We start from the raw sequence: 25,539 nt of genomic DNA, 5'->3' as shown, positions 1-25,539 counted from the left end.
TGAGGATCGGGTCGCGCCTGACGCCTCAGGATGGACTGAACCCCTTGGAAAACCGTGTCAAGGTCGAGCAACTCGGGGGCGTCGGCCATGCCATCGGTCAAGACGCGGACCAACGCTCCAGTAAAAGCCGTGAACGCTTCGCCGGGCGGTGCCAAAGCGATAGCGCGTTCGTCGGCCGCTGCGAGCACATACGTGCCCTCCGCCTCGGCGAGCTCCGCGATGCTTGATGCGGGAGACTGCACCCCCATCGCACGTGCACTAAAACAGCAGTCGAGAATTACGATGCACCGCGAAGCGCCACTCTCGGCCAGGCGCATGCGTATCCAGTCGTAGGGAAATGAGGTGGAGTGGACTGAATCCTTGTCACTGTCGGACATAGCAAGATGCAGACGTCCCTGCCGATCGAGCAGCCCATGCCCGGCGTAGTACAGGAGCAAGGTATCCGTTGCCGCTTTCGCGGCACGCGAGATCGCTTCGTCCACTTCCCGAGTCGAAGCGGGATTGAGTAACTGCGTGCAGTGCGAATAATCCAACCCCCACACGTCACCAACAAACAAGTCGACGAGGGTCGAAAGATTCCGACGGACTGCTGGCAACGGATCGAGGCTGTCAAACGTGTCTACCCCGATGAACAGTGCCTGCGACTTATTTGGATCGGGGAGCTTACTCACTCGCGACGCCTACTGTTGATCATTGAGCAGTTGCTCGATCAAGCGCTGCGCCTCATCTCGGGAAGCGCCTGTGACCGTCACCTTGCTGCCGTCGGCGCGCTCGACAGTGACGGTTGGTTCCTTGGGGCGTGTAGACCGCCATGCAGCGAGGGCCACACCAAGCGAGGCCGCGTTGAATCCACTACCGACCGCCAGCGACACCAAGTCCAGTAGATCCCCCTGCTGCCCAGGGACCGGCACAGATGATGACGCCATCTCCACCTGGGCCTCGCGCCTGAGATTACGATCCAGGAGCAGCCAGTCGTACAGGGAGCGGACGTCGTCCTCGGTCGAGTCCCCTTCAATCCGCAGCGTCAGCCGCACATCCCACCCCCACACTGCCCAACCTGACAGAGCTACAGCATAGGCAGCCAACAGACCCAGAGGTAGTGGATCCCGGTATCGGGGACCCACAGGGTTGGTTCATACGGAGCAGGGCCCGAGCGGTCCGTGCTGCTACCTCGATGCCTGGGCCAGTGACGAGAGCGCAGGTCGGTCAGATGCCGCTGCCAGAACGGGGTACGGTTTTTGCTGGCACGCTTCGCGGTCGCAGCTCGGCGGTCGCCTGCCGAGCGCCGCGGCGCCAGTTGGCGATCTGGTGTTAACGGCAGCGAGCGTCTTCGCTTGCGCTGTCCCCCATGTGTCCCCCGCGCGGGCTCATGCACAGGAATTTGCCAGGTCAGGCCTACTAAGAGTGGCCCGCTGTAAATCCGTCGGCTTAGCCTACCCAGGTTCGAATCCTGGCGCCGCCACAGTGGAAACACAGCCCCTGAGCTGCGGAAACGCGGCACAGGGGCTGTTTTGTTTGCGCCAGCGGATGCGGGTCACTGTCTCGCTCCGTCCCGTTCTCGCACGGTCTCTACCAGCGGTTGTGGACGGGGCGTGGACGGGAATCTGGGGCCCGACCTGCGGCTGTGGGGCATCCGTGGGACGGCGGACCCTGGTCGGCGTCGACCGCGTTGTCAGTGGCCGGTGCGAGGCTCCCGGCGTGGCTGTGCGAGGAGATCATCATGGGTACCTGGGCTACCGGCCCCTTCGACAACGACACTGCCGCGGACTTCGCCTGCGCTCTCGACGACGCCAAGCCCGAGGAACGTGAAGCCCTGATCCGCGGCGTCCTCACCCGCACCGTGGACGCCGGCGGCTACCTCACGGAAGCGGAGGAAGCTGTGGCCGCTGCGGCACTGATCGCGGCGCAGTGTCCAGGCGGTGAACCAGTCGACACGTCCTACGGCCCTGAAACACCCATGCCGACCTTCCGCTCCGACCTCCGGAACCTGGCGGACGAAGCCCTCGCCCGCATCGTCAGCGACGAATCCGGAGTGGCGTCGAACTGGGTCAATCCACGGGACGGCAGGCAATGGCGGGCGACGCTCAACAGCCTTCGTGCCGTACTCGCCCCGCCGCCACCGACCATCCCGCTCTTTGACGTCAAGCCATAGCGCAGGGCTCAAGAGCCCACTGTGCCACCGGGGTTCATCAGCCACTGCATGTACCAGTCGTGGAAGTCCGGGCCGGGGTTGAGCCCCTGGTCGGAGAGGAGGTGGTCCGACCTGACCTGGCCGCGGGCCTCGCCGGTGACCACGAGGCGGAAGTAGGAGGCGCAGCCGATCTCGGCGATGACGAGTGAGCCGGTAAACCAGCACGGGTCGTAGTACTCGTCTTCGGGAGCGTGCCGTGGACGGGCCGTCTCCTCGGGCCAGGGCTGGAAGCGATCGGTGTGGGGGAACGGTGTGGCCGGCAGGTCTGCCCACCGTTCGCCGAGATCGGTCTGCTGGCGTGCCCACACTTCACTGCCGAACCGGAACAGCCCGTGGCAAGGCCCCCCGCCCCCGCTTCCCACTGCCGTGATGAAGGCGCGGTAAGAAGGAGGAAGGCTTATCCCGTGCTCCTGCTCGAAGCGGGCTATTCGGGATTCCGTGACCGGCGGGTCGAGCAGGTAGCGGTGACGTGCCGCACCGAATCGCCGATGGCCGGGGTCGGCTTCGGTCAGCGCCTGGAGCCGCTCGTGCACCTCCGTGACGTTCCACATGCGCCGATCGTGGCACGAGGTGAGCTCGCCGACGCTGGATTTTCGCAGCGCGGGCTCCCGCACCGGCGGACGACGACTCGGTGGAAGGGGACCGGAAACTCACTTCCGGTCCCCTTCCCGGCTGTCGCCGCCGGCGCGGGCGGGGTCAGTAGCTCAGGGCGGCGACCTCGGACGCGCCCGATTCCGTGCCGTCCGCGTAGAGGACCGTGACGCGGTAGTAGACCGTGGTGGCGGCCGGCTGGGTGCGGTCGGACCAGTACCAGTCGGTCGAGTTGCCCTTGGGCTCCGTGGCGAGCACGTCGAAGCTCCCGCTCTCGCGGTTCCATCGGCTCACGGTGAAGGCGGTCACCGGGCTGCCGTTGGCGTTCCTGTCGTCGGTGAGGAACCAGTGGAGGGAGCCGGTCTCGTTGCTGTTCAGGTGGATCGGGGCGCCGGTCGCCGGTGGGGCGGTGGGGCGGAGGTCGAGTTCGGTGACCTCGGTGACGGTGGCGCCGGTGTCGGGGGTGAGCTGGTTGCCGTACTGGTCGACGGAGACGACCGCGTAGCGGATCCGTTGGCCGTCGGCCGCCGTCCGGTCGTGGAAGGTCGTCGCCTTGATCTCCCGCGGCCGCAGGGTCCAGGGGTCGATCAGCGGGGCGTACGTCCACCGCCCGTCGGCGAACGTGCCGCGCAGCACGCGGTAGTGGTCGAGGCCCGGTGCGGTGTCGGCGTCCCAGGTGAGGGTGACGCCGTTCTCCTTGGGGTCGGCGGTCAGGCCGGTGACCGGGGCGGGAGCCGTCGTGTTCCCGGAGACGGTGACGACGACCTCCTGGGACGGGGTGCCCCCGTTGCCCGCGTGGTCGACCGCGACCACCCCGTAGTAGTAGGTGGCGCCGGGCGGCGGCGCGGGGTCCGTGAACGTGGTGCCCTCGACCCCCGTGCCGACCACCTCCCGCGGGCCCCCGGTACCGCGCGGATTGGCGTACCGGATGACGGTGTAGCCCGCGAAGTCGTCGCTGGTCCGCTCGGAGGGATCCCAGGTCAGCGTGACGCCTGCCTCGTCCTCCCGGCCGCGCGCGTTGAGTGCGGTGTCGACCGGACCCGTCAGGTCGCGGGTGTAGTACATCGCCGCCTTGGAGGCCGCCGACTCGTTGCCGTGCGTGTCGACGGCGGTGACCACGTAGTAGTGGATGTCGCCGGTCGGCGGCAGCGGCCCCGTGTAGCCGCCGTGCGACAAGGCGTCGCCGGTCACCCGGTTCTCCGGGGTGAGGGCGACCGGCAGGGACGTCGAGCGGTAGACGCGGTAGCCGGCCAGGTCGGGCTCGGAGTTGCTGTCCCAGTACAGGGTGATGGTGCCGGGGTAGCCCATGGCCCAGTTCTCCTCGACGCCCTTCGGGGCGGCGGGGGCGGTGCGGTCGACGGTGGTGATGCCGAGGTCGGCGGTGCCCGACGAGGTGTTGCCGGCCTTGTCGTAGGCGCGGACCTCGTAGTAGTAGACGTTGCCGTCCTTCGGGACGGTCGTGTCCGTGTACGAGGTGGACGTCGTGGTGGCGATCGGCTTCGAGGGGAAGGAGGCGCCCTTCAGCCGCCGGTACACGCGGTAGCCGACGAGGTCCATCTCCTTGTTCTTCGCCCAGCCGACCTTCGTGGACGCGGTGTTAGCGCTGTAGGCGACGGTGGTGCCGGCCGGGACGAGGGGCTTGACCTTGTCGACCGTCGCCGACGTGCGGGGGGCGTAGCCGAACGTGACGTTGGCCGCGCCCGTCCAGTTGACGAAGTCGACGCGCAGGGTGTGCTTGCCGGAAGGGACGGTGACGTTGGCGGTCCTGCGCACGGTGGACGACACGTTCTTCCACAGGTCGACCTTGCGGACGCCGTCGAGGTAGACGCGGATGCCGTCGCGGGAGGAAGCGGTGAACGTGAAGGGCCCGCCGGAACCGAAGTCGCGTGTGGTGGACCAGCGGACGCCGAAGTTGTTGACCGGCAGGCCCTTGTAGGGCGCGCCGGTGCCCCAGTTCTGGTCGATCGCGGAGTCGCAGTCCGTGTGCCTGGGTGTCCCGGAAAATGTGGTGTTCGCGTAGAACGTCCGCTTGAAGACCGGCGACGTGCAGGTCACGGCGGCGGAAGCGGGCGTGGCCGCGGTGAGCAGGCCGCCCGCGGTGGCGAGCACGACGGTGGCGGCCGTGGCGACCGTCGCGCCTCTGGGTCGGTTCATGCGTTCCTTCGCTCCTGGTCCTCGGCGGCATGACGGCACCGCCGACGATCAGGACTGGTGAGGAGCGCGCTTGGTTGTACGCCCCGAACCTCGGTTTCCACGGTTTCTGCCGCGGCGTAGGAGCAGGAAGACGGCCTTGGCCAGGACGACGGCCACGAGGGCGCCGACGGCCCAGTGCTTCCAGGGCCCGGACGCCAGCAGCAGCCCGCCCAGGCCCAGGTGGGCGACGACGACCAGCACGACGACGGCTGCGACGCCGAGCTTCGTACGCCGACGTGCCAGGTACCGGGCCGGGTGGTCGGTACGGACGTGCCCTTCGGCCTGCTGCGACCGCTCGACGCCCATGATGAGGAACCCCCACCTTCCGTGGTCGGTGTGCTCTTCGTCCATGACGACAGGGCGGCGGGGCGGTATGTGACACCGGCCGTGCGACGGGTCCCCTCCTCCCGGGTCAGCGCCAGTCGGTGTCGCGGGTGAGGCGGTGGTGGTGGGTGTCGTACTGGTCGACGGTGGCGATGGTCCTGCCGTCGGGTATGGCGACGGCCCAGGCGCGGTAGTCGGTGCCGGGGACGGTGACGGTGGTGGCCTTGAGGTGGGTGCCGTCGGTGAGGTTGACGATGCCGTGGGCGACGTCGGCCTCGGGGTTGGAGACCATGAGGCGGGAGCCGGTGGTGCCCTTGTCGTGCAGGCCCCACAGGCCCATGCCGCCGCTGCCGGCGGGGTCGTGGGCGCCGGTGACGGGCTGGCAGTCGGACCAGGGGCCGCCCTGGTGGTCGATGCGGATGCCGCCGATGTACATGCGCTGGCACAGCAGCGCCGTGCCGGGGGCGGTGGTGCCGTCGGGGAGGGTGGGGAGGCGGTAGCCCCGCGGCAGCGTCCGGTGGAACTCCAGCGCCACCGACCAGGGGGCGCCGCCGGTCGTGCCGCCGGCCACCCGGACGGTGAGGGGGCCGGGCGTCGCGGTGGCGGTCGGGCTCGCCGCCGGGGAGGAACGGTCCGCGGGGCCGGCGGAGGGGCGGGCCCCCTGGATCGACACCGCCACGACGACGGCGAGGACGCAGGCGGCACCGGCCACGGCGCCGACGGCGACCGCCGCGCGGTGGCGCTTCCTGCGCGCCCGCGCGGTGGCGAGGATCCGGTCGACGGGGGCCTGGGAGGCGGGGTAGGCGTCGCGCGACCGGGCGAAGGCGTCGCGCAGCCAGTCCTCTTGGGCGGGACGGCGGTCGTGGTCGGGAGTCATCGTGCCTCTGCGGGGCGGCTTGACGGGTGAAGACGGGCGAGGGTCGCCCGGTTGCGCAGTTTGTCCAGGGCCCGGGAGGCCTGGCTCTTCACGGTGCCGACCGAGCACCCGAGGACGTCCGCCACTTCCTCCGCGGACAGGTCCTCGCAGTAGCGCAGCACGACGACCGCCCGCTGCCGCTCGGGCAGTCCGGCGAGCAGGCGGGCCAGGGCGTCGTACCCGTCCACGCCCCCGACACCCGCCCCGTCCTCGGGGGCGGGGCGGGTGTCGGGCAGTGACGGGAGGAGGAGGTGGGCGATCCTGCGGCGGCGGTGCCGGCTGCGGTTGGTGTTGACCAGCGCCCGCCGCACGTAGTGCTCCGCGTGCTCGGGCCGCAACCGCCCCCAGTGCGGGTACACCTTGGCCAGCGTCGACTGCACCAGGTCTTCCGCTTCGTGGAAGTCCCCGGTGAGCAGGTACGCGGTGTGCGTCAGGGCGCGCCAGCGGGCGGCGACGAACCGGGTGAACTCCGCGTCCGGTTCGCTGCCCTCGGCTAGGTGGTCACGTGGCTGCACGGCAGGAGGTGCCCGTCCTTCTTCCCGGGATCAGCGCCAGTAGGTGTCGTGGCTGAGGCGGTGGTGGTGGCTGTCGTACTGGTCGACGGCGGCGATGGTCCTGCCGTCGGGTATGGCGACGGCCCAGGCACGGTAGTCGGTGCCGGGGACGGTGACCGTGGCGGCCTTCAGACGGGTGCCGTCGGTGAGCTCGACGACGCCGTACGCGATGGCGGCCTCGGGGTTGGAGACCATGAGGCGGGAGCCGGTGGTGCCCTTGTCCTGGAAGCCCCACAGGCCCATGCCGCCGCTGCCGGCGGGGTCGTGGGCGCCGGTGACGGGCTGGCAGTCGGACCAGGGACCGCCCTGGTGGTCGATGCGGACCCCGTCGATGTACATGCGCTGGCACAGCAGCGCCGTGCCGGGCGCGGTGGTGCCGTCGGGGGACGTGGGAAGGTCGTAGCCCTCCGGCAGCGTCCGGTGGAACTCCAGCGCCACCGACCAGCGCTTGCCGTCCACCCGGCCCTTGCCGATCAGCTGCGTGACGACCTGGGGCGCCTGCTTCCCGGGCGCGGCGACCGCCTTCGCGGCCACGGCGGCGGGTGCGCCGGCGCGGTGCGTGGCCGGGGCGGACGGGGCCGACGGCGCCGCCATGGCGGAGGCGCCGAGCGACATCGCGCCGATCGCGACCGCCGCGGCGGCCGCCACGCCTGCCTTCCTGGCAAAACTGAGAGCCACGGAGCATTTCTCCTTCGAAGCCGCCACCCGGCACCGCGCCGGGCGGTCCTTGACGGCCGGCGCGTGGGCCCGCGCGCCAGCCTGCGGTGGCCACCGGATGCGGTGGCCGCCGCTTGGACGTCCATTCGTAGGTACTCCCGAATGCGCGCGGAGGGTTGCACGGCCGCGCAACTTCCCTCGGGAAGCGGCCGGTTGCGGTCGCACCGTACGGTGGCGTCCGGCAGGCCCCGTCACGTGGGCCGCAGGTGAGAGGGGGCCGGGAATGGCAGGCACGACCGCGTCCGAATGGTGGGAGATGCTGCCGGCCGGGGTCCGGGAACAGGTCGACGGGTACGTCCTGCAGGACAGCCTGCTCCGCGCGGTGCGGGTCGTCTTCGAGGCCGGCCGGGCCCGTGGCCTCGGGCTCCACGAGGCCCAGATCGTGGTGGGCGAACGCTACGACCACCACGGCGACCGGATCGCCCGCACCCCCGACAGCCCCCTCGACACGGAATCCCTGCACGCCCGCGCCGCCGGTCTCCCCGGCCGCGTCGTCGCGATCGAGGCGGTGTGGGACGGCGACACCGTGCACGACTGGTTCGTGGAGCTGCTGGCGATCACCGCGGATCCCGCCGGCGAGCATCACCTGGCCACGATCTACTGGGGCACCGCGGTGCGGTACCTGGGCGAGGAGCGGGACCCGGGTCGGCGCCACCCCTCGGCGGTCGCTGCCGACCGGGCAGGCCGGGCACTGGCCTCCGTCCTCTCGGTCCCCTTCCACTTCGCGAGTCCGGACACCCCGGACGACGAGGCGCCGCGCCTGCGGCTCTGAGCGACGCGAGGCCACCGCCGGCCACCGGTGGGCATCGGTACCACCCGGCACTTCCGGCATTTCGGGATGAGATGTGCGAAAGAGGGGGAAGTGGTTGAACGTGGCACACAGCTGTCGCGTACCTCCTGCTGAGGGAGGAGGGATGCCTGTGTGATCCGCGGTGACTGCACTGACGAGGGGTTTCCCCATGCATCACATAGCCGAACGATTGCGCGTCCAGCCGCAGGCCGAGGACGCCGTACAGGCGCCGCCGCGGGTGACCGCCGGTGACTGCGGCCTGCTGCTGATCCGGCTCACCTTCGGTGTCCTGATGGCGGGGCACGGGCTCCAGAAGCTCTTCGGATGGTTCGGCGGCCAGGGGCTCACCAGCACCGGCAAGAGCTTCGAGATGATGGGCTACTCGCCGGGGAAGGTCTTCGCCGCCATCGGCGGGGCCTCGGAGTTCCTGGGCGGCGTGGGCCTGGCGCTGGGGCTGTTCACCCCGCTCGCCGCGGCGGCGCTGATCGGCGTGATGATCAACGCCATGGTCACGGTGACCGGCGCCCGCGGGCTGTGGGACGAGCAGGGCGGCATCGAGTACAACCTGGCCATCACCGTCGTCGCCCTCGGCATCGCCGCCATCGGCCCAGGGAGGCTCGCGCTGGACCGGTACTTCCGCTGGGGGAGGGGCGGCTGGGCCGATGCCGCCGTCGCGCTGGCCCTGGGCGGCGTGGGGGCGCTGGTCGTCCTGAACCTGTAGGCCGGGCCCCCGTACCGGGGGTGCACCTGCCCGGTGACCCCGGGGCGCAAGGGAGCCCCGGGGTCACCGGACGTCCGACGCGGGCGCCGCGGCAAGCTCACCCCTACGAGTGACGTGTGAGGCGTGCGCAGTAAATCGAACACATGATTGAATCCTGTGCATGGCCGACACCGTGTTCCCGCCCGACCTGGTGCAGGCGCAGCGCGAATGGCACCGCACCTACGCGCAACTCGCCGCGGAGCCCGCCCACGCGGCGATCCTGCGACGACGCCTGCTCTGGCTCTCCTGCCGGCTGTTCTGGCACCCGTACTGGCGTACCGGCCCCGGCCGGTCGCCCGCGGCCCGCGTGGAGCTGCGGCGGCAGGCGCGGGCCGCTCAGAACCCGAGGTCGGACAGACCGGGATGATCGTCGGGGCGCCGTCCGAGCGGCCAGTGGTACGCGCGCTCCGACTCGGCGATCGGGGTGTCGTTGATGCTGGCCAGCCGTACGCGCATCAGGCCCTCGTCGTCGAACTCCCAGTTCTCGTTGCCGTACGAGCGGTACCAGTTGCCGGAGTCGTCGTGGCACTCGTAGGCGAAGCGGACCGCGATGCGGTTGCCGTCGAAGGCCCAGAGCTCCTTGATGAGCCGGTACTCCTGCTCCCTGGTCCACTTGCGGGTGAGGAACGCGACGATCTCCTCCCGCCCGTGGACGAACTCACCGCGGTTGCGCCACCGGCTGTCGGGTGTGTAGGCGAGGGACACCTTCTCGGGGTCGCGGCTGTTCCAGGCGTCCTCCGCGAGGCGGACCTTCTCGATCGCGGTCTCGCGGGTGAACGGGGGTGCCGGGGGCTTCATCGGCATGGTCTCTCCGTGACGTCAGGGGGATGGCGCTGGCCGTCCCCATACGATCAAGTGCAGCCCAGAGGAGGACTGATCGCATCTCGGCCGTTCCCCCTCTACCCGTCCGCCCGCGCCCGCATCCCGCGCCCCGCGGAATCCGCCCGTCTCAACCCGGAGGCGAACTCGGCGCCAGGGCCCACCAGGCCACGTGCTCCCTGACGTCCTCCACCGGTCTCCGCCCTGCCCGGGGGTGCGGTTCAGTTGCCGGCGACGTCCTTCACCGCGACCGACACCGGGGTGTGACCCTCGATCAGTTCCAGGGTGAGCCCCGCCGTCGAGGGCGTGTCGAGCAACTCCGCCAGGACCGCCGCGACGTCGTCACGGGTCACGGAACCGCGCCCGGTGGAAGCGGCGAGCCGGACCCGCCCCGTGCCCGGGTCGTCGGTCAGCCGGCCGGGGCGGACGATCGTCCATTCCAGGGCGGCGCGACGGCGCACCTCGGCGTCGGCGGCGCCCTTGGCGCGCAGGTAGGCGGTGAAGACCTCGTCGGTGCCGGGGCGGGACCCGGCGTCGGCCCCCATGGCGGAGACCATCAGGTAACGGCGTACGCCCGCGCGTTCCGCCGCGTCGGCCAGCAGCACGGCGGCGTCCCGGTCGACGGTCTCCTTGCGGGCGGCGCCGCTGCCCGGCCCCGCTCCCGCCGCGAAGACGACCGCGCCGGCGCCGGCCAGCGCCTGGGCCACCTCGTCCACCGATGCCGACTCCAGGTCGAGCACGATCGGCTCGGCGCCGGCCTCGCGCAGGTCCTCGGCCTGTTCCGGCGTGCGGATGATGCCCGCCACCTCGTCCTCGCGCGCGGCGAGCAGCCGCTCCAGCCGCAGCGCGATCTGTCCATGTCCACCAGCGATCACAGTGCGCATGCCACCGACGCTACGCCCGGCGCGCCGTTCATGCCGGGTCACGGCGGCTCCTCGACTGACGCGGCAGGTCGAGCGCCAGGGTGTCGGTGTACTCGCGTACCGCGCTGGTCCGGGAGACGACCCGCCCCCGGTGGATGACGATCCGGCTGTACGCGAGCGAGAGCGCGCTCTCCAGCCGGTCGGCCCGTACCGCGAGCAGCTCGGCGGGGAAGCCCGCCTCCACCCGCACCTCGGGCAGCCCCATGACGGCGCGGGCGTCCCGGCTCACCGTCTCGTACGCCTCCCCGGGGGCGCACTCGCCGTGGGAGGCGAGCAGGAAGGCGGCCTCCAAGGGGTCGCCGCGGCCGACGGGGTTGGTCAGGTCGCGCAGCGCGCCGCTGCCCGCGGCGATCCGGACGCCGGCCGCCCGCAGGATGCGCACCGGCGCGGTGCCGCCGCGGCGCAGCGACTCCAGGGCGCCGCAGCCGCCCTGCGGGAGGGCGGTCAGCGAGACCCCGGCGGCGGCGAGCTGCCCCGCCAGGCGGACGGTCGTGTCGTACGGGAGCCGGGTCAGGCCGCCGCAGGGGCCGAGGGCGACGCCGGGGCGCAGTCCTCCCGCCATCGCGGCGAGCCGGGAGAGCCGGGCCGGGTCGGCGGCGTCGGTGTGCAGGTCGACGGGGAGGCCGAACTCGGCGGCGACGGCGAGCACGGCCTCGGCGTACCCGCCCGGGTCGGGGTCGAGGTCGGGGCAGCCGCCCACCACGTCGGCGCCCATCTTGAGGGCGTCGCGGAGCACGGCGAGGCCGTCCGCGCCGGCGGGCCCGGTGAGCACCCGGGGCACGGCCACGGTCTGCACGTCGACCAGGCCGCGCAGGGCGCGCCGGGCCTGCAGCGCCGCCTCCAGGGCGCGCAGCCCCTGTACGTCGCCGATGCGGATGTGCGTGCGGACCGCGGTCGCGCCGTGGCCGAGCTGGTGGAGGGCGCCCTCGGTGACCCGCCGCTGCACGTCCTCGGCGTCGTACGAGGGCGGTCCGGCGGAGCCGGCGGTCAGGGCGGTGTCGAGGTGGGCGTGCGGTTCGGCGGGGGCGGGCAGCAGGAGGTAGCCGCCGAGGTCGACACGGGTGCCCTCGTGGAGGCTGCCGGCGGTGCCGACGGCCTCGATGCGCGCTCCGGCCAGGCGCACGTCGACGGTGCGGCCGTCGGCGAGGCGGGCACCGCAGAGCAGGAGGGCGGGGGCTGGGGCGGTTTCGCCCAGCGGCGGGTCGGTGGGCTGCTGCGGCTGGCTGTCGGTCATCGCGCTCCTCGGGGCCGGAGGCAAGATCACGCGGTTCCGAGCCTAGGGCGCTGCGCCCGGTCCGTCTGGGAAGAGCGAATAGTCGTACTGGTGACGTCAAGTGACGTATGGGGCCGAGCGGCTGGGGCGGCGGAGGTGGGAGGTGGTCCGGCGACTGCCCGCAAGATACGGATTTCACCTTCGGCGGCGGACCGTGTAATGTCTTCCTCGCTCGCCCCAATAGCTCAGTCGGCAGAGCGTCTCCATGGTAAGGAGAAGGTCTACGGTTCGATTCCGTATTGGGGCTCTGGTGATCGGATGACCCGCCACCCGGCGGGTGATCTTTTCATCGAAGCGGCGTAGCTCAGTCGGTAGAGCAAGCGGCTCATAATCGCTGTGTCACCGGTTCAAGTCCGGTCGCCGCTACCCCGCGTAGCCGATTGTGGGATCGGTCCTTCAATCGGCTACTCTTTCCGTGTTCAAACCTTATTGCCGTTCGTCAAGGAGCACTCACGTGGCCGCCACCGACGTCCGCCCGAAGATCACGCTGGCCTGCGTGGAGTGCAAGGAGCGGAACTACATCACCAAGAAGAACCGGCGCAACGACCCGGACCGTCTTGAGATGAAGAAGCACTGCCCGCGCTGCAACGCGCACACCGCGCACCGCGAGACGCGCTGATCCAGGCCGTAAGACCAAAGAGGCCGCCCCTGTACCGGGGGCGGCCTCTTGGCGTTGGCGGACCCGCCGACGCGCAAACCACAGCTCCAGGAGGTGCCGATGGCGCTGGACCAGTCCTTCGTGGGGCGGACGTATCCGCCCACCGCTCCCTATGAGGTGGGCCGGGAGAAGATCCGCGAGTTCGCCGAGGCCGTCGGCGACCCGAACCCGGTCTACACCGACCCCGACGCGGCCAAGGCCCTGGGCCACCCGGACGTGATCGCGCCGCCGACCTTCCCGTTCGTGATCACGTACAAGGCCTCGGGGCAGGTCGTCCTCGACCCGGAGCTGGGACTGGACTACGGCCGGGTGGTGCACGGCGACCAGAGGTTCAGCTACACCCGCCCCGTGCGGGCCGGTGACCGCCTGTCGGTGACGGTCACCATCGAGGCCATCAAGTCGCTCGCGGGCAACGACGTCATCGACGTCCGCGGCGAGGTCCACGACGAGAGCGGCGAGCACGTGGTGACGGCGCTGATGAAACTGGTGGCGCGCGCGCCGGAGGGTGAGTGAACCGATGACGGCGAAGATCTCCTACGACGAGGTCGAGGTCGGCACCGAGCTGCCGGCGCGGTCCTTCCCCGTGAACCGCGCCACACTCGTGCAGTACGCGGGCGCCTCCGGTGACTTCAACCCGATCCACTGGAACGAGAGGTTCGCCACGGAGGTCGGCCTGCCGGACGTCATCGCGCACGGCATGTTCACCATGGCCTCGGCGATCCGCGTGGTGACGGACTGGGCGGGCGACCCGGGCGCGGTCGTGGAGTACGGGGTCCGCTTCACCAAGCCGGTCGTGGTGCCGAACGACGACACGGGCGCGCTGATCGAGGTCAGCGCCAAGGTCGCGGCCAAGCTGGACGACGACGAGCGCACGGTCCGGGTGGACGTGACGGCCGTCAGCGCCGGACAGAAGGTGCTGGGCATGTCGCGCGCGGTGGTCCGGCTGGCGTAGTCGTGAGGAGAGGGCGGCGGGGCGTCCCGCCGCCTTCCTCTTGCCCAGGATTGTTATTGACTGATAACTTACTTGGCATGGCAGGTGACGGCATGCGGATGAGCGCGGAGGAGCGTCGCGAGGCGGCGATCCGCGCGGCGATGACGGAGTTCGGCACGGGTGGCTACAACGGCACCTCCACCGGCGTCATCGCCAAGCGCATGGGTGTGTCGCAGCCGTACCTCTTCCGGCTCTTCCCGAACAAGAAGGCGCTGTTCATGGCCGTCGCGGCGCGGTGCGTCCAGACGATCGAGGCGCACTTCGAGAAGGCGGCCGAGGGGCTGGAGGGGGAGGAGGCGTTCGAGGCGATGTGCGGCTCGTACCAGGAGCTCATCGGGGACGGTGACGTCCTGCGGATGCAGTTGCAGATGTACGTGGCCGCCGTCGACGACGAGGAGATCCGCGAGGCCTGCCGGCGCGGCTGGCTGGGCCTGTGGGACTACGTCAGGGCACGCACGGGGGTGGGTGACCGCGATGCGGCGGAGTTCTTCGGCACGGGGATGCTCGTGAACGTACTGGTGGCGCTCGGTGTCCCACAGCACGAGCGCGGCTGGGCGGGGATCGAGGACCTCTACGCCGACCGCTTCCCGGGGAAGGGCTGACGGGTCGCGCCGGCCTGCCGCGGGGCCCACCCATGTCCATGAAAGTTATTGATCAATTACTAATCAGCTGGGGGAGTTCATGGCACAGCAACCGACGGAGGGCCGGCGCGGCAGCGTCGTGTGGGCACTCGTCATCACCAGCGTCGCCGGGTTCATGGCGGCGCTCGACAACCTGGTCGTCACCACGGCGCTGCCCTCCATCCGCGCGGACCTGGGCGGCGCCCTGGAGGACCTGGAGTGGACGGTGAGCGCCTACACGCTCACCTTCGCCGTCCTCCTGATGTTCGGTGCGGCCCTGGGCGACCGCTTCGGCCGCCGGCGCATGTTCCTGGTGGGCCTCGGCGTCTTCTCCGCGGCCTCCGCCGCCGCGGCCCTCGCCCCCGGCATGGGCGAACTCATCGCCGCCCGCGCCGTCCAGGGCGTCGGCGCCGCGATCCTCATGCCGCTGACCCTCACCCTGCTCTCGGCCACCGTGCCGCCCGAGCGACGCGGCATGGTGTTCGGCATCTGGGGCGCCGTGAACGGTCTCGCGGTCGCCGCCGGACCGCTCATCGGCGGCTCGCTCACCGAACACATCTCCTGGCAGTGGATCTTCTGGCTGAACGTCCCGATCGGCGTGCTCCTCCTGCCCCTCGCCCGGCTGCGGCTCGCCGAGAGCCGCGGCCCCGACCCCCGGCTCGACGTGACCGGCACGGTGCTCGCCAGCGCGGGTCTGTTCGGCATCGTCTACGCCCTCGTCCGCGGCAACGCCGACGGCTGGACCAGCGGTCCGGTCCTCGGCGGACTCGTCGGCGGCGGTGTGCTGATGGCCCTCTTCGTCCGGCACGGCATCCGCGCCCGCAACCCGATCCTGCCGATGCGGCTCTTCCGCAGCCGTGCCTTCGCCGCCGTCAACACGGCCAGCCTGCTGATGTTCCTCGGCATGTTCGGCTCGATCTTCCTGCTCAGCCAGTTCCTCCAGGGCGTCGCGGGCTACTCCCCGACCGAGGCGGGGCTGCGCATGCTGCCCTGGACGGGCATGCCGATGATCGTCGCGCCCATCGCGGGCTTCCTCTCCGACCGCGTCGGCGGCCGCCCGGTCGTCGCCGCCGGACTCGCCCTGCAGGCGGTGGGCCTCGGCTGGTTCGCCGTGGTGATCGAGCCGGGCGTGTCGTACGCGGCACAGGTGCCGGCGCTGATCGTGAGCGGCATCGGGATGGCGATGTACTTCGCCCCGAGCGCCAACATCGTCATGGGCAGCGTCCTGCCGGAGGAGCAGGGCATCGCCTCGGGCGCCAACAACGCCCTCCGCGAGGTCGGCGGGGCCCTCGGCGTCGCGACCCTCGCGGCGGTCTTCTCCGCCCAGGGCGGCTACGAGTCGGCGACGCGGTTCGTCGACGGCCTCACCCCCGCCCTCTGGGTGGGCGCGTCCGCCGTCGCGGTCGGAGCGCTCGCGGCCCTGCTCATCCCGGGCCGACGCGCCGCGAAGGCCCCCGAGTCGGCCTCCGCCCCGCCCAAGTCCCTGGTCGACGCGACTTCCTGACGCCCCGTCCGGCGCGCGTCACCACCGGCCGGTCCGGTGGTGACGCGCGCTCCGGTCTACCCGGACCCCGTCCGCCCCGCGGGCGTCCACCCCTCGCTGCGGATGTCGAGCGCCAGGTCGCGGTCGTGGACCTCCTCGCCGCACGCGCGGCAGTACTCGACCGCGTCCACCGGATGGTCGTCCCGGTGCCGGAGCACGACCGGCGGCTCGTCCACCGCCCACTTGTCGCCCCACACCACCAGGGCCCGGATGACCGGCGCGAGGTCACGCCCCGCCTCCGTCAGGTGGTACTCGTACCGCGGCGGCCGCTCGCTGTAGGCGCGCCGCTCCACGATGCCGGCCTCCTCCAGGGCGCGCAGCCGCGCGGTGAGGCGGTCGCGCGGTGCGCCCGTGTTGCGGGCGATGGCGTCGAAGCGCCGGTTGCCGTAGAGGATCTCGCGGACCGCGAGCAGCGCCCACTTCTCGCCGACGACGTACAACGCCGCGGCCGCCGAGCAGGGGCGCCCCGGCAGCGGGGGCACAGGTGTGGTCGGGCTCACCGGGTCAGTCTCACACGGAAGGTTGTGATGTCAAACCCTCTCGTCCTACCCTCGTCCTCACGCGATCGTTGGAAAATCAAACTAACTACGCACCGCACCCTCAGGAGGCGAGAACGTCATGCGCGACGCCGTCATCGTCGAAGCCGTCCGCACCCCCATCGGCAAGGGCAAGCCGGGCGGGGCGCTCGCCGGGACGCACCCGGTGGAACTGCTCGCCCACACCCTCAAGGAGCTCGTCGGCCGCAGCGGCATCGACCCGGCGCTGGTCGACGACGTCATCGGCGGCACCGTCGACCAGGTCGGCGAGCAGGCCATGAACACCACCCGCTGGGCCTGGCTGTCGGCGGGCTTCCCCGACTCCGTCCCGGCCACCACGGTCGACCGGCAGTGCGGCTCCTCCCAGCAGGCCGTGCACTTCGCCGCGCAGGGTGTCATCGCCGGCGCCTACGACGTCGTCGTGGCCTGCGGTGTGGAGTCGATGAGCCGGGTGCCCATGTGGTCCAACGTGCCGCCCGGCGCGGACCCGTTCGGCCCCGGCGTCGCCGCGCGCTTCCCGGGCGGACTGCTGCCGCAGGGCGTCAGCGCGGAGCTGATCGCCGCCAAGTGGTCGCTGGGCCGGGAGGCGATGGACGCCTTCGCCGCCGAGTCGCACCGCAAAGCCGCCGCCGCCTGGTCGGCCGGCGCCTTCGACGCCGAGGTCGCGCCGCTGGCCGGGCTCACCACGGACGAGTCCGTCCGTCCCGCGACCACCCCGGAGATCCTCGCCGGGCTGCGCCCCGCCTTCGCCGACCCCGGCTACGCCGAGCGCTTCCCGCAGATCGACTGGTCGGTCACGGCCGGCAACAGCAGCCCGGTCAACGACGGGGCCTCCGCCGTGCTGATCACCAGCAGCGAGACCGCGGAGCGCCTGGGCCTGCGTCCGCTCGCCCGGCTGCACAGCTTCGCGGTCACCGGCTCCGACCCCCTGCTGATGCTGACCGGGGTCATTCCGGCCACCGAGCGGGTGCTGCGCCGCGCCGGGCTGGACCTGGCGGACGTCGACCTGTTCGAGGTCAACGAGGCCTTCGCCAGCGTCGTCCTCGCCTGGCTGCAGGAGACCGGCGCCGACCCGGCCAAGGTCAACGTCAACGGTGGCGCCATCGCGCTGGGCCACCCGCTCGGCGCCAGCGGCACCCGGCTGATGACCACCCTCGTCCACGCCATGCGGGCCCGTGGCGCCCGCTACGCGCTGCAGACCATGTGCGAGGCGGGCGGCCTCGCCAACGCGACGGTCCTCGAGGCGCTCTGATCCGTACGGGGCGGGCGGCATCCCTGGCGGGGCCGCCCGCCCCGTAACCTGAATGCCGTGCACGTACTCAACGACGCCCCGCTCGCACCCCTGACCACCTTCCGCCTCGGTGGCCCCGCCACCCGCCTGGTGACGGCGACCACGGACGCCGAGGTCGTCGAGGCCGTCCGGGAGGCGGACGCGGCCGGGACGCCGCTGCTGGTCATCGGCGGCGGCAGCAACCTGGTGATCGGCGACGAGGGCTTCGCGGGCACCGCGCTGCGCATCGCCACCAGCGGCTTCCAGCTCAGCGGCACCGAGCTGGAGCTCGCGGCGGGCGAGGTCTGGACGGACGCCGTCGCCCGCACCGTGGAGGCGGGCCTGGCGGGCGTCGAGTGCCTGGCCGGCATCCCGGGCTCCTCCGGGGCCACGCCCATCCAGAACGTGGGCGCGTACGGCCAGGAGGTCGCCAGCACGATCACCGAGGTGGTCGCGTACGACCGCACCACCGGCAAGACGGTCGTCCTGGACAACGCCGCGTGCGCCTTCTCCTACCGGCACAGCCGCTTCAAGGCGGACCCCGCGCGCCACGTCGTGCTGCGCGTGCGCTTCGCCCTGGAGGACGCCGGCGGCATGTCCGGCCCGCTGAAGTACGCGGAGACGGCCCGCGCCCTCGGCGTCGGGACGGGCGACCGGGTACCCCTGGCCACCGCCCGCGAGACGGTGCTGAAGCTGCGCTCGGGCAAGGGCATGGTGCTGGACCCGGAGGACCACGACACCTGGTCGGCGGGCTCCTTCTTCACCAACCCGGTCCTCACCGAGGCCGGTCACGCGGACTTCCTGGCCCGTGTCCACGACCGCCTCGGCCCGGACGTCACGCCCCCCGCCTACCCCGCGGGCGACGGCCGCATCAAGACCTCCGCCGCCTGGCTGATCGACAAGGCGGGCTTCGCCAAGGGCTACGGCACCGGCCCCGCGCGGATCTCCAGCAAGCACACCCTCGCCCTCACCAACCGGGGCGGGGCCACGACCGCCGACCTGCTCGCACTGGCCCGCGAGGTCGTCGAGGGCGTCCACGCGGCCTTCGGGATCACCCTGGTCAACGAGCCGGTGACGGTCGGCGTCAGCCTCTAGGCCGCCGCGGGGCGCCGTTCTCGTCGCACCGCTCCCGGTCCACCCCTCGTACTAGTACGCCACCCCGACCGCCTGCTTCAGCGTCGCCGCGTCGTCGACCACCGCGAGCATCGCGTGCGCCACGTCGGCGCGGCCGATGGTGAAGCCGCCGCGCAGATTGGCGTTGAGCGCGGTCCGGTAGACCCCGGTCAGCGGCCTGTCGCTGAGCTTCGGAGGCCGTACGGCGGTCCAGTCGGTGGCGCTGCGGCGCATCTCGTCCTCCATCGCCCGCAGGTCGTCGTAGACGGGCCGCAGCAGCCCAGAGACGACGGGTGCGGTGATCCGGCCGAGCAGCGTCTCGTCCTCCGGGACCGGGCCCAGCGGGGCCGCGCTGACCGCCACGAAGCGGCGCACGCCCTCCGCCTCCATGGCCCGCAGGACCGGACGGGTGACCGCGGTGGCGATCCCCGCGTCCCTGCGGCGGCGCGGCCCGAGACCGGAGAGCACCGCGTCCCGCCCGGCGACCGCCGCGCGCAGCGGCTCCGGGTCGGTCAGCGACGCCGTGACGACCTCCAGGCCGGATCCCGTCACGGGCAGCCGTGCCGGGTCGCGCACCACCGCGGTGACGCGGTGCCCCGCGGTCAGCGCCTGGCGCACGATCTGCCGGCCTATGCCCCCGGTCGCGCCGAACACCGTGATGTCCATCGTTCCCTCCCTGGTGGGTGAGTACTCACTCACCCTTAGGGTGAGTGCATGCTCACCCCCGAGTCAACACCCACCCGGACGCGGATCCTGGACGCCGCCGAGCGCCTGATGCGCACCATCGGCCTCGCCCGCACCACCACCAAGGAGATCGCGAAGGCGGCCGGCTGCTCGGAGGCCGCGCTCTACAAGCACTTCAGCAGCAAGGAGGAGTTGTTCGTCCAGGTGCTCAAGGAGCGGGCGCCGCGGCTCGGGCCGCTCATGGCCGAGCTCACCGCCGACCCGGGCGACCGCAGCGTCGAGAGCTGCCTCACCGACATCGCGCGCACCGCGGTCCTCTTCTACGAGTCCAGCGTGCCGATCGCCGCCTCGCTCTTCGCGGAGCCCGCGCTGCTGGCACGGCACCGTGACGCACTGCGCCCCATGGGCTCCGGGCCGCACGTGCCGCTGCGGGAGCTCGCCCGCTACCTGCGCGCGGAGCGCGACAGCGGGCGCATCCGGGCCGACGCCGACCCCGAGGCGGCCGCCGCGCTGCTGCTCGGCGCGTGCTTCCAGCGCGGCTTCCTCAACTGCTACCTGGGCGAACCCGTCGACGACCAGCCGCTGGACGACTTCGCGCTCGCCGTCGCCCGCACGGTCCTGGCCGGGATCAGTCGCTGAGCCAGTCGTCGATCCCCGCCAGGAGCTTGGTCCGCACGCCCTCCGGCGCCGCGGAACCGCGCACCGACTGGCGGGCCAGTTCGGCCAGCTCCTCGTCGGTGAAGCCGTGCGCGTCCCGGGCCAGTTCGTACTGCGCGGCGAGCCGGGAGCCGAACAGCAGCGGGTCGTCGGCGCCGAGCGCCATCGGCACCCCGGCGTCGAAGAGGGTGCGCAGCGGCACCTGCTCGGGCTGCTCGTAGACGCCCAGGGCGACGTTGGACGCGGGGCAGACCTCGCAGGTCACGCCGCGCTCGGCGAGCTTCGCCATCAGCCGCGGGTCCTCCGCCGCCCGCACGCCGTGCCCGATGCGGCTGGCGTGCAGGTCGTCCAGGCAGTCGCGGACGCTGCCCGCGCCCGCCAGCTCGCCGCCGTGCGGGGCCGCCAGCAGGCCGCCCTCCCGGGCGATGGCGAAGGCGCGGTCGAAGTCCCTGGCCAGCCCCCGGCGCTCGTCGTTGGAGAGCCCGAAGCCGACCACCCCGCGGTCCGTGTAGCGCACCGCGAGCCGGGCCAGCGTACGGGCGTCCAGCGGGTGCTTGGTGCGGTTGGCGGCGACGAGGACGGCCATGCCCACGCCCGTGTCCCGGGAGGCGGTCTCCACCGCGTCCAGGATGATCTCCAGCGCCGGGATCAGCCCGCCCAGGCGCGGCGCGTACGAGGTGGGGTCGACCTGTATCTCCAGCCACCCCGATCCGTCGCGGGCGTCCTCCTCGGCGGCCTCGCGCACCAGACGGCGGATGTCGTCGGGGGAGCGGAGCACGGAACGCGCGATGTCGTACAGGCGCTGGAAGCGGAACCACCCGCGCTCGTCGGTCGCGCGCAGACTGGGCGGCTCGCCCGAGGTCAGTGCCTCGGGGAGGTGCACCCCGTACTTGTCGGCGAGCTCCAGCAGCGTCGCGGGCCGCATCGAGCCGGTGAAGTGCAGGTGGAGGTGCGCCTTGGGGAGGAGGGATACATCGCGTGCCATCCACAGATCCTGCCGCACCGGCGGGGGGTGCCGGTACCTCTTTCGGTCGCTTTCCCCGAACGAGCGCTTGCCCGCACACACACGCGGGCCCCCGGACCGGCCGGTCCGGGGGCCCGCGGGGCGGTCGGCTCAGGCCTTGGCCTCGCCCAGCAGCTTCTGCAGCCGGGAGACGCCCTCGACGAGGTCCTCGTCACCGAGCGCGTACGACAGGCGCAGGTAGCCGGGGGTGCCGAAGGCCTCGCCCGGGACCACGGCGACCTCGGCCTCCTCCAGGATCAGCCCGGCCAGCTCCACCGAGCTCTGCGGCCGCTTGCCGCGGATCTCCTTGCCGAGCAGCGCCTTGACCGACGGGTACGCGTAGAACGCGCCCTCCGGCTCGGGGCAGACGACACCGGGGATCTCGTTGAGCATCCGCACGATGGTCTGGCGGCGGCGGTCGAAGGCCTTCCGCATCTCGGCCACGGCCACCAGGTCACCGGAGACGGCGGCCAGGGCGGCGACCTGCGCGACGTTGCTCACGTTCGAGGTGGCGTGCGACTGCAGGTTGGTGGCGGCCTTGACGACGTCCTTGGGGCCGATGATCCACCCCACGCGCCAGCCGGTCATGGCGTAGGTCTTGGCCACGCCGTTGACGACCACGCACTTGTCGCGCAGCTCGGGGAAGAGCGCCGGCAGCGAGACCGCGGCGGCGCCCCCGTAGACCAGGTGCTCGTAGATCTCGTCGGTCAGCACCCACAGGCCGTGCTCGACGGCCCAGCGGCCGATCGCCTCGGTCTCGGCCTCGGTGTAGACGGCGCCGGTCGGGTTGGACGGCGACACGAAGAGCACGACCTTGGTCTTCTCCGTGCGGGCGGCCTCCAGCTGCTCGACGGAGACCCGGTAACCGGTCGTCTCGTCGGCGACCACATCCACCGGGACACCGCCGGCCAGCCGGATCGACTCCGGGTAGGTCGTCCAGTACGGCGCCGGGACGATGACCTCGTCACCCGGGTCGAGGATCGCGGCGAAGGCCTCGTAGATGGCCTGCTTGCCGCCGTTGGTGACCAGGATCTGGGAGGCGTCGACCTCGTAGCCGGAGTCGCGCAGCGTCTTGGCGGCGATCGCGGCCTTCAGCTCCGGCAGGCCGCCGGCCGGGGTGTAGCGGTGGTACTTCGGATTGCGGCACGCCTCCACGGCCGCCTCGACGATGTAGTCGGGCGTCGGGAAGTCGGGCTCGCCGGCTCCGAAGCCGATGACCGGTCGCCCGGCGGCCTTGAGGGCCTTGGCCTTCGCGTCCACGGCGAGCGTCGCGGACTCGGAGATCGACCCGATGCGGGCCGACACGCGTCGTTCAGTTGCAGCGGTCATGCCTGCATCGTCGCAGACCCGGCGGTACCGGAGCACACGAGTTCACGTTCCGGTCGGAACCGCGCGCAACCGCGCCGAACCGCGCCCGGACACGCGACGCATTCGACGCCCGGCCCGCGAACACGTACACTCATCCGTCGATGGCCCCCGCGAGCTGATCTTGGCTGCACACATCGTGCAGCCGCTCGGATGCGGTACGTTGGGGGGCACTCAAAGGGTCGTAGCTCAATTGGTAGAGCACTGGTCTCCAAAACCAGCGGTTGGGGGTTCGAGTCCCTCCGGCCCTGCTACAAGCAGGCAGACGCTTTGAGGATTGTTTCGGCAAACGACCCGGATTCAGGTGAGGACGAGTGACGGAAGCCCTGGGCTCCACCGCGACGCCTGAAAGTGGTCGTCCCGACGGTGAATCCACGGACGCCGGCTCCAAGAAGCCCCGCCGCGGCGGCAAGCGCGGCAAGAAGGGGCCCCTCGCGCGCCTCGCGCTCTTCTACCGCCAGATCGTCGCGGAGCTCCGCAAGGTCGTCTGGCCCACGCGCAGCGAGCTCATCACCTACACCAGCGTGGTGATTGTCTTCGTTGTGGTCATCATCGCGCTCGTTACCGTGATTGACTGGGGATTCAACAAGGGCGTCTCGTACGTCTTCGGGTGATTCCTCCCGCGGAGGGCGCCCGCGGCGCCCGACCGCCTGTTCCACATCGTGAAGGAAGAAGCAGCGACCGTGTCTGACCCGAACCTGTACGACGCCGACGAGACCGTCGAGGGCGACGACACCGCGCTTGACATCGTCGAGGCAGCCGACGGCGACATCGACCAGGCGGAGGCTGCAGACGAGGCCGCCGGCGAGCCGGCCGAGCAGGCTGCCGTCCAGGTCGTCGACGAGGACGAGGCCACGGAAGAGGAAGCCGCGGAGGAGCAGGCCCCGGTGGACCCGGTCGCCTCGTTCCGCGAGGAGCTGCGCGCCCTCCCCGGCGAGTGGTACGTCATCCACACCTACGCCGGCTACGAGAACCGCGTGAAGTCCAACCTGGAGCAGCGCGCCGTCTCGCTGAACGTCGAGGACTACATCTACCAGGCCGAGGTGCCCCAGGAAGAGGTCGTCCAGATCAAGAACGGCGACCGCCGCACCGTCCGCCAGAACAAGCTGCCCGGCTACGTGCTGGTGCGCATGGACCTGACGAACGAGTCCTGGGGCGTCGTCCGCAACACCCCCGGCGTCACCGGCTTCGTCGGCAACGCCTACGACCCGTACCCGCTGACGCTGGACGAGGTCACCAAGATGCTGGCCCCGGAGGTCGAGGAGCAGGCCGCCGCCGCCGAGGGCGGCGAGGGCGGTGCCGTCCCGAAGCGCAAGGTCGAGGTCCAGGTGCTGGACTTCGAGGTCGGCGACTCGGTCACGGTCACCGACGGCCCGTTCGCGACGCTGCAGGCCACGATCAACGAGATCAACCCGGACTCGAAGAAGGTCAAGGGCCTCGTCGAGATCTTCGGCCGCGAGACCCCGGTCGAGCTCAGCTTCGACCAGATCCAGAAGAACTAGCAGCCCGGAACACCGGAAGAGCCCCCGCCCGCGGTCACCCGCCGGGCGGGGGCTCTTCCGCGTACGGCGGGGACGGTCACCGCGGGGGTGGGCGAGCGTCCGGCCCGGCCGCGAAGACTCCCTCGGCAGGCGGCGCGGACGGCCGCTCCAGGCGGTTTCCGGGGGTCCTCGGGTGTCCCGCCGGGTCGTCTCTGACCTGCTCGGTTTCAGAGCTCGGCACGATACCCGCTATCGTGGTGCGGTATGCCTGCTCGCAGGCAGGAAACTCTCACTAGGACCCGGAGAGAGCACATGCCTCCCAAGAAGAAGAAGGTCACGGGGCTTATCAAGCTCCAGATCAACGCTGGTGCGGCCAACCCGGCCCCGCCGGTGGGCCCGGCGCTGGGTCAGCACGGCGTCAACATCATGGAGTTCTGCAAGGCCTACAACGCGGCCACCGAGTCGCAGCGTGGCTGGGTGATCCCGGTGGAGATCACGGTCTACGAGGACCGTTCCTTCACCTTCATCACCAAGACCCCGCCGGCTTCCCGCATGATCCTCAAGGCCGCGGGTGTGGAGAAGGGCTCCGGCGAGCCGCACAAGACCAAGGTCGCGAAGCTTACGCGCGACCAGGTCCGCGAGATCGCCACGACCAAGCTGCCCGACCTCAACGCGAACGACCTGGACGCCGCCGAGAAGATCATCGCCGGCACCGCGCGTTCCATGGGCATCACGGTCGAGGGCTGACCACACCACCAGCAGTTCCGTGGCAGGGCCTGCTCGGCCCGCACCACGACTCCTCAGGACACACAGGAGCAGTAGTGAGCAAGCGCAGCAAGTCTCTCCGCGCTGCGGACGCCAAGATCGACCGGGAGCGTCTGTACGCGCCCCTCGAGGCCGTCCGTCTCGCCAAGGACACCTCCACCAGCAAGTACGACGGCACCGTCGAGGTGGCCTTCCGCCTGGGCGTCGACCCGCGCAAGGCCGACCAGATGGTCCGTGGCACCGTGAACCTTCCGCACGGCACCGGTAAGACCGCCCGGGTCCTGGTCTTCGCGACCGGTGACCGTGCCGAGGCCGCGCGTGCCGCGGGCGCCGACATCGTCGGCGCCGACGAGCTCATCGACGAGGTCGCCAAGGGCCGTCTGGACTTCGACGCCGTCGTCGCCACCCCGGACCTCATGGGCAAGGTCGGCCGCCTCGGCCGCGTCCTCGGCCCCCGTGGTCTGATGCCGAACCCGAAGACCGGCACCGTCACCCCCGACGTGGCCAAGGCCGTCACCGAGATCAAGGGCGGCAAGATCGAGTTCCGTGTCGACAAGCACTCGAACCTGCACTTCATCATCGGCAAGACCTCGTTCGGTGAGCAGCAGCTGGTCGAGAACTACGGCGCGGCCCTGGACGAGATCCTCCGTCTGAAGCCGTCCGCCGCCAAGGGTCGCTACATCAAGAAGGCCGCCATCAGCACCACGGTGGGCCCCGGCATCCCGGTCGACCCGAACCGCACCCGTAACCTCCTCGTCGAGGAGGACCCGGCCTCCGTCTGACCGGGTCGGGCCCCTGGGCC

At 71.4% G+C, this 25,539-nt stretch carries 30 protein-coding genes, 3 tRNA genes and 1 pseudogene; 19 read left to right on the top strand and 15 right to left on the bottom strand.

What is annotated here, in order from left to right; all coding sequences use genetic code 11:
* Positions 1-8: 8 nt before the first annotated feature.
* Together OG937_19900 and OG937_19895 are read right to left on the bottom strand one after the other, a co-directional pair.
* A pseudogene (locus tag OG937_19900) lies at positions 9-671 on the bottom strand (caspase family protein).
* A gap of 9 nt (positions 672-680) precedes the next feature.
* Positions 681-1,034: a hypothetical protein gene (locus OG937_19895; GenBank protein WUD73790.1), complete on the bottom strand. Its 354-nt coding sequence runs from the start codon at positions 1,032-1,034 to the stop codon at positions 681-683.
* 686 nt (positions 1,035-1,720) lie between these two features.
* On the opposite strand from OG937_19895, the gene OG937_19890 reads away from it, so the two are divergent.
* Positions 1,721-2,152 (top strand): DUF4259 domain-containing protein, encoded by a 432-nt coding sequence (locus OG937_19890; GenBank protein WUD73789.1) that lies wholly within the window; start codon positions 1,721-1,723, stop codon positions 2,150-2,152.
* An 8-nt stretch (positions 2,153-2,160) separates the two neighbouring features.
* Here OG937_19890 and OG937_19885 read toward each other — a convergent pair whose 3' ends face one another.
* The 6 genes from OG937_19885 to OG937_19860 all read right to left on the bottom strand — a co-directional run bounded on the left by OG937_19885 (position 2,161) and on the right by OG937_19860 (position 7,447).
* A complete protein-coding gene (locus OG937_19885) occupies positions 2,161-2,742 on the bottom strand; it encodes an SMI1/KNR4 family protein (protein WUD73788.1) in 582 nt (193 codons plus the stop codon).
* Between the two features lie 145 nt (positions 2,743-2,887).
* Positions 2,888-4,936, bottom strand: coding sequence for a PA14 domain-containing protein (locus tag OG937_19880; protein WUD73787.1), 2,049 nt, complete (start codon positions 4,934-4,936; stop codon positions 2,888-2,890).
* Between the two features lie 48 nt (positions 4,937-4,984).
* The gene (locus OG937_19875) at positions 4,985-5,326 is read right to left on the bottom strand and encodes a hypothetical protein (GenBank protein ID WUD73786.1); all 342 of its coding nucleotides are present in this window, start codon (positions 5,324-5,326) and stop codon (positions 4,985-4,987) included.
* Positions 5,327-5,387: 61 nt separating this feature from the next.
* Complete coding sequence (locus tag OG937_19870; protein ID WUD73785.1) at positions 5,388-6,176, bottom strand: hypothetical protein; 789 nt, start codon at positions 6,174-6,176, stop codon at positions 5,388-5,390.
* Positions 6,173-6,730 carry a SigE family RNA polymerase sigma factor gene (locus tag OG937_19865; GenBank protein ID WUD73784.1) on the bottom strand — a complete coding sequence of 186 codons (558 nt, stop codon included), beginning with the start codon at positions 6,728-6,730 and terminating at the stop codon, positions 6,173-6,175. Before OG937_19865 ends, OG937_19870 begins: the two co-directional genes overlap by 4 nt.
* Positions 6,731-6,760: 30 nt before the next feature.
* The gene (locus tag OG937_19860) at positions 6,761-7,447 is read right to left on the bottom strand and encodes a hypothetical protein (protein ID WUD73783.1); all 687 of its coding nucleotides are present in this window, start codon (positions 7,445-7,447) and stop codon (positions 6,761-6,763) included.
* A 262-nt stretch (positions 7,448-7,709) separates the two neighbouring features.
* Between OG937_19860 and OG937_19855 the strand changes: the two genes are divergently transcribed.
* The 3 genes from OG937_19855 to OG937_19845 all read left to right on the top strand — a co-directional run bounded on the left by OG937_19855 (position 7,710) and on the right by OG937_19845 (position 9,403).
* A complete protein-coding gene (locus tag OG937_19855; GenBank protein ID WUD73782.1) occupies positions 7,710-8,258 on the top strand; it encodes a hypothetical protein in 549 nt (182 codons plus the stop codon).
* A 187-nt stretch (positions 8,259-8,445) separates the two neighbouring features.
* Positions 8,446-8,997: a DoxX family protein gene (locus OG937_19850; protein WUD73781.1), complete on the top strand. Its 552-nt coding sequence runs from the start codon at positions 8,446-8,448 to the stop codon at positions 8,995-8,997.
* Between the two features lie 160 nt (positions 8,998-9,157).
* Entirely contained in the window at positions 9,158-9,403 is a 246-nt protein-coding gene (locus tag OG937_19845; protein ID WUD73780.1) for a hypothetical protein, read from the top strand.
* On the opposite strand, the gene OG937_19840 is transcribed toward OG937_19845, so the two are convergent.
* From OG937_19840 to OG937_19830, 3 genes are all read right to left on the bottom strand, one after another.
* Complete coding sequence (locus tag OG937_19840) at positions 9,373-9,840, bottom strand: nuclear transport factor 2 family protein (GenBank protein WUD73779.1); 468 nt, start codon at positions 9,838-9,840, stop codon at positions 9,373-9,375. The genes OG937_19845 and OG937_19840 overlap by 31 nt on opposite strands.
* A gap of 236 nt (positions 9,841-10,076) precedes the next feature.
* On the bottom strand, positions 10,077-10,739 hold the full coding sequence (locus OG937_19835; GenBank protein WUD73778.1) for an NAD(P)H-binding protein: 663 nt from the start codon (positions 10,737-10,739) through the stop codon (positions 10,077-10,079).
* A gap of 28 nt (positions 10,740-10,767) precedes the next feature.
* Positions 10,768-12,012 carry an amidohydrolase family protein gene (locus OG937_19830; GenBank protein ID WUD73777.1) on the bottom strand — a complete coding sequence of 415 codons (1,245 nt, stop codon included), beginning with the start codon at positions 12,010-12,012 and terminating at the stop codon, positions 10,768-10,770.
* A 213-nt stretch (positions 12,013-12,225) separates the two neighbouring features.
* On the opposite strand from OG937_19830, the gene OG937_19825 reads away from it, so the two are divergent.
* From OG937_19825 to OG937_19795, 7 genes are all read left to right on the top strand, one after another.
* Positions 12,226-12,298 (top strand) — tRNA-Thr (locus OG937_19825).
* A gap of 46 nt (positions 12,299-12,344) precedes the next feature.
* A tRNA-Met gene (locus tag OG937_19820) sits at positions 12,345-12,417 on the top strand.
* Positions 12,418-12,505: 88 nt separating this feature from the next.
* Complete coding sequence (rpmG, locus tag OG937_19815) at positions 12,506-12,670, top strand: 50S ribosomal protein L33 (GenBank protein ID WUD73776.1); 165 nt, start codon at positions 12,506-12,508, stop codon at positions 12,668-12,670.
* Between the two features lie 99 nt (positions 12,671-12,769).
* The gene (locus OG937_19810) at positions 12,770-13,222 is read left to right on the top strand and encodes a MaoC family dehydratase N-terminal domain-containing protein (GenBank protein ID WUD73775.1); all 453 of its coding nucleotides are present in this window, start codon (positions 12,770-12,772) and stop codon (positions 13,220-13,222) included.
* A 4-nt stretch (positions 13,223-13,226) separates the two neighbouring features.
* On the top strand, positions 13,227-13,661 hold the full coding sequence (locus tag OG937_19805; protein ID WUD73774.1) for a MaoC family dehydratase: 435 nt from the start codon (positions 13,227-13,229) through the stop codon (positions 13,659-13,661).
* A 77-nt stretch (positions 13,662-13,738) separates the two neighbouring features.
* Positions 13,739-14,302 (top strand): TetR/AcrR family transcriptional regulator, encoded by a 564-nt coding sequence (locus OG937_19800; protein WUD73773.1) that lies wholly within the window; start codon positions 13,739-13,741, stop codon positions 14,300-14,302.
* A 79-nt stretch (positions 14,303-14,381) separates the two neighbouring features.
* Positions 14,382-15,824, top strand: a complete 1,443-nt coding sequence (locus tag OG937_19795) for a DHA2 family efflux MFS transporter permease subunit (protein ID WUD73772.1) — start codon at positions 14,382-14,384, stop codon at positions 15,822-15,824.
* Positions 15,825-15,880: 56 nt separating this feature from the next.
* Here the strand turns inward: OG937_19795 and OG937_19790 are convergent, their stop codons facing one another.
* On the bottom strand, positions 15,881-16,345 hold the full coding sequence (locus tag OG937_19790) for a helix-turn-helix transcriptional regulator (protein ID WUD78817.1): 465 nt from the start codon (positions 16,343-16,345) through the stop codon (positions 15,881-15,883).
* Between the two features lie 136 nt (positions 16,346-16,481).
* Between OG937_19790 and OG937_19785 the strand changes: the two genes are divergently transcribed.
* Together OG937_19785 and OG937_19780 are read left to right on the top strand one after the other, a co-directional pair.
* Positions 16,482-17,651, top strand: coding sequence for a thiolase family protein (locus tag OG937_19785; GenBank protein ID WUD73771.1), 1,170 nt, complete (start codon positions 16,482-16,484; stop codon positions 17,649-17,651).
* 57 nt (positions 17,652-17,708) lie between these two features.
* On the top strand, positions 17,709-18,764 hold the full coding sequence (locus OG937_19780) for a UDP-N-acetylmuramate dehydrogenase (protein ID WUD73770.1): 1,056 nt from the start codon (positions 17,709-17,711) through the stop codon (positions 18,762-18,764).
* Between the two features lie 51 nt (positions 18,765-18,815).
* On the opposite strand, the gene OG937_19775 is transcribed toward OG937_19780, so the two are convergent.
* On the bottom strand, positions 18,816-19,448 hold the full coding sequence (locus OG937_19775; GenBank protein WUD73769.1) for an NAD(P)H-binding protein: 633 nt from the start codon (positions 19,446-19,448) through the stop codon (positions 18,816-18,818).
* A 48-nt stretch (positions 19,449-19,496) separates the two neighbouring features.
* Between OG937_19775 and OG937_19770 the strand changes: the two genes are divergently transcribed.
* Positions 19,497-20,105 (top strand): TetR/AcrR family transcriptional regulator, encoded by a 609-nt coding sequence (locus tag OG937_19770; GenBank protein ID WUD73768.1) that lies wholly within the window; start codon positions 19,497-19,499, stop codon positions 20,103-20,105.
* Here OG937_19770 and OG937_19765 read toward each other — a convergent pair.
* On the bottom strand, positions 20,095-21,108 hold the full coding sequence (locus tag OG937_19765) for an adenosine deaminase (GenBank protein WUD73767.1): 1,014 nt from the start codon (positions 21,106-21,108) through the stop codon (positions 20,095-20,097). The genes OG937_19770 and OG937_19765 overlap by 11 nt on opposite strands.
* Positions 21,109-21,237: 129 nt before the next feature.
* Complete coding sequence (locus OG937_19760; GenBank protein ID WUD73766.1) at positions 21,238-22,455, bottom strand: pyridoxal phosphate-dependent aminotransferase; 1,218 nt, start codon at positions 22,453-22,455, stop codon at positions 21,238-21,240.
* A gap of 214 nt (positions 22,456-22,669) precedes the next feature.
* Here OG937_19760 and OG937_19755 point away from each other — a divergent pair.
* The 5 genes from OG937_19755 to rplA all read left to right on the top strand — a co-directional run bounded on the left by OG937_19755 (position 22,670) and on the right by rplA (position 25,519).
* A tRNA-Trp gene (locus OG937_19755) sits at positions 22,670-22,742 on the top strand.
* Positions 22,743-22,805: 63 nt separating this feature from the next.
* Complete coding sequence (secE, locus tag OG937_19750) at positions 22,806-23,105, top strand: preprotein translocase subunit SecE (GenBank protein WUD73765.1); 300 nt, start codon at positions 22,806-22,808, stop codon at positions 23,103-23,105.
* Between the two features lie 69 nt (positions 23,106-23,174).
* Positions 23,175-23,993 carry a transcription termination/antitermination protein NusG gene (nusG, locus tag OG937_19745; GenBank protein ID WUD73764.1) on the top strand — a complete coding sequence of 273 codons (819 nt, stop codon included), beginning with the start codon at positions 23,175-23,177 and terminating at the stop codon, positions 23,991-23,993.
* A gap of 291 nt (positions 23,994-24,284) precedes the next feature.
* Positions 24,285-24,719, top strand: a complete 435-nt coding sequence (gene rplK, locus OG937_19740; GenBank protein ID WUD73763.1) for a 50S ribosomal protein L11 — start codon at positions 24,285-24,287, stop codon at positions 24,717-24,719.
* Between the two features lie 74 nt (positions 24,720-24,793).
* Positions 24,794-25,519 carry a 50S ribosomal protein L1 gene (rplA, locus tag OG937_19735; protein WUD73762.1) on the top strand — a complete coding sequence of 242 codons (726 nt, stop codon included), beginning with the start codon at positions 24,794-24,796 and terminating at the stop codon, positions 25,517-25,519.
* The last annotated feature ends 20 nt before the right edge of the window (positions 25,520-25,539 follow it).

The organism is Streptomyces sp. NBC_00510, from assembly GCA_036013505.1.
Taxonomy (GTDB): Bacteria; Actinomycetota; Actinomycetes; order Streptomycetales; family Streptomycetaceae; genus Actinacidiphila.
Note: the sequence above shows the minus strand (reverse complement) of the source record. Positions and strands in the feature narration are given on the sequence as shown.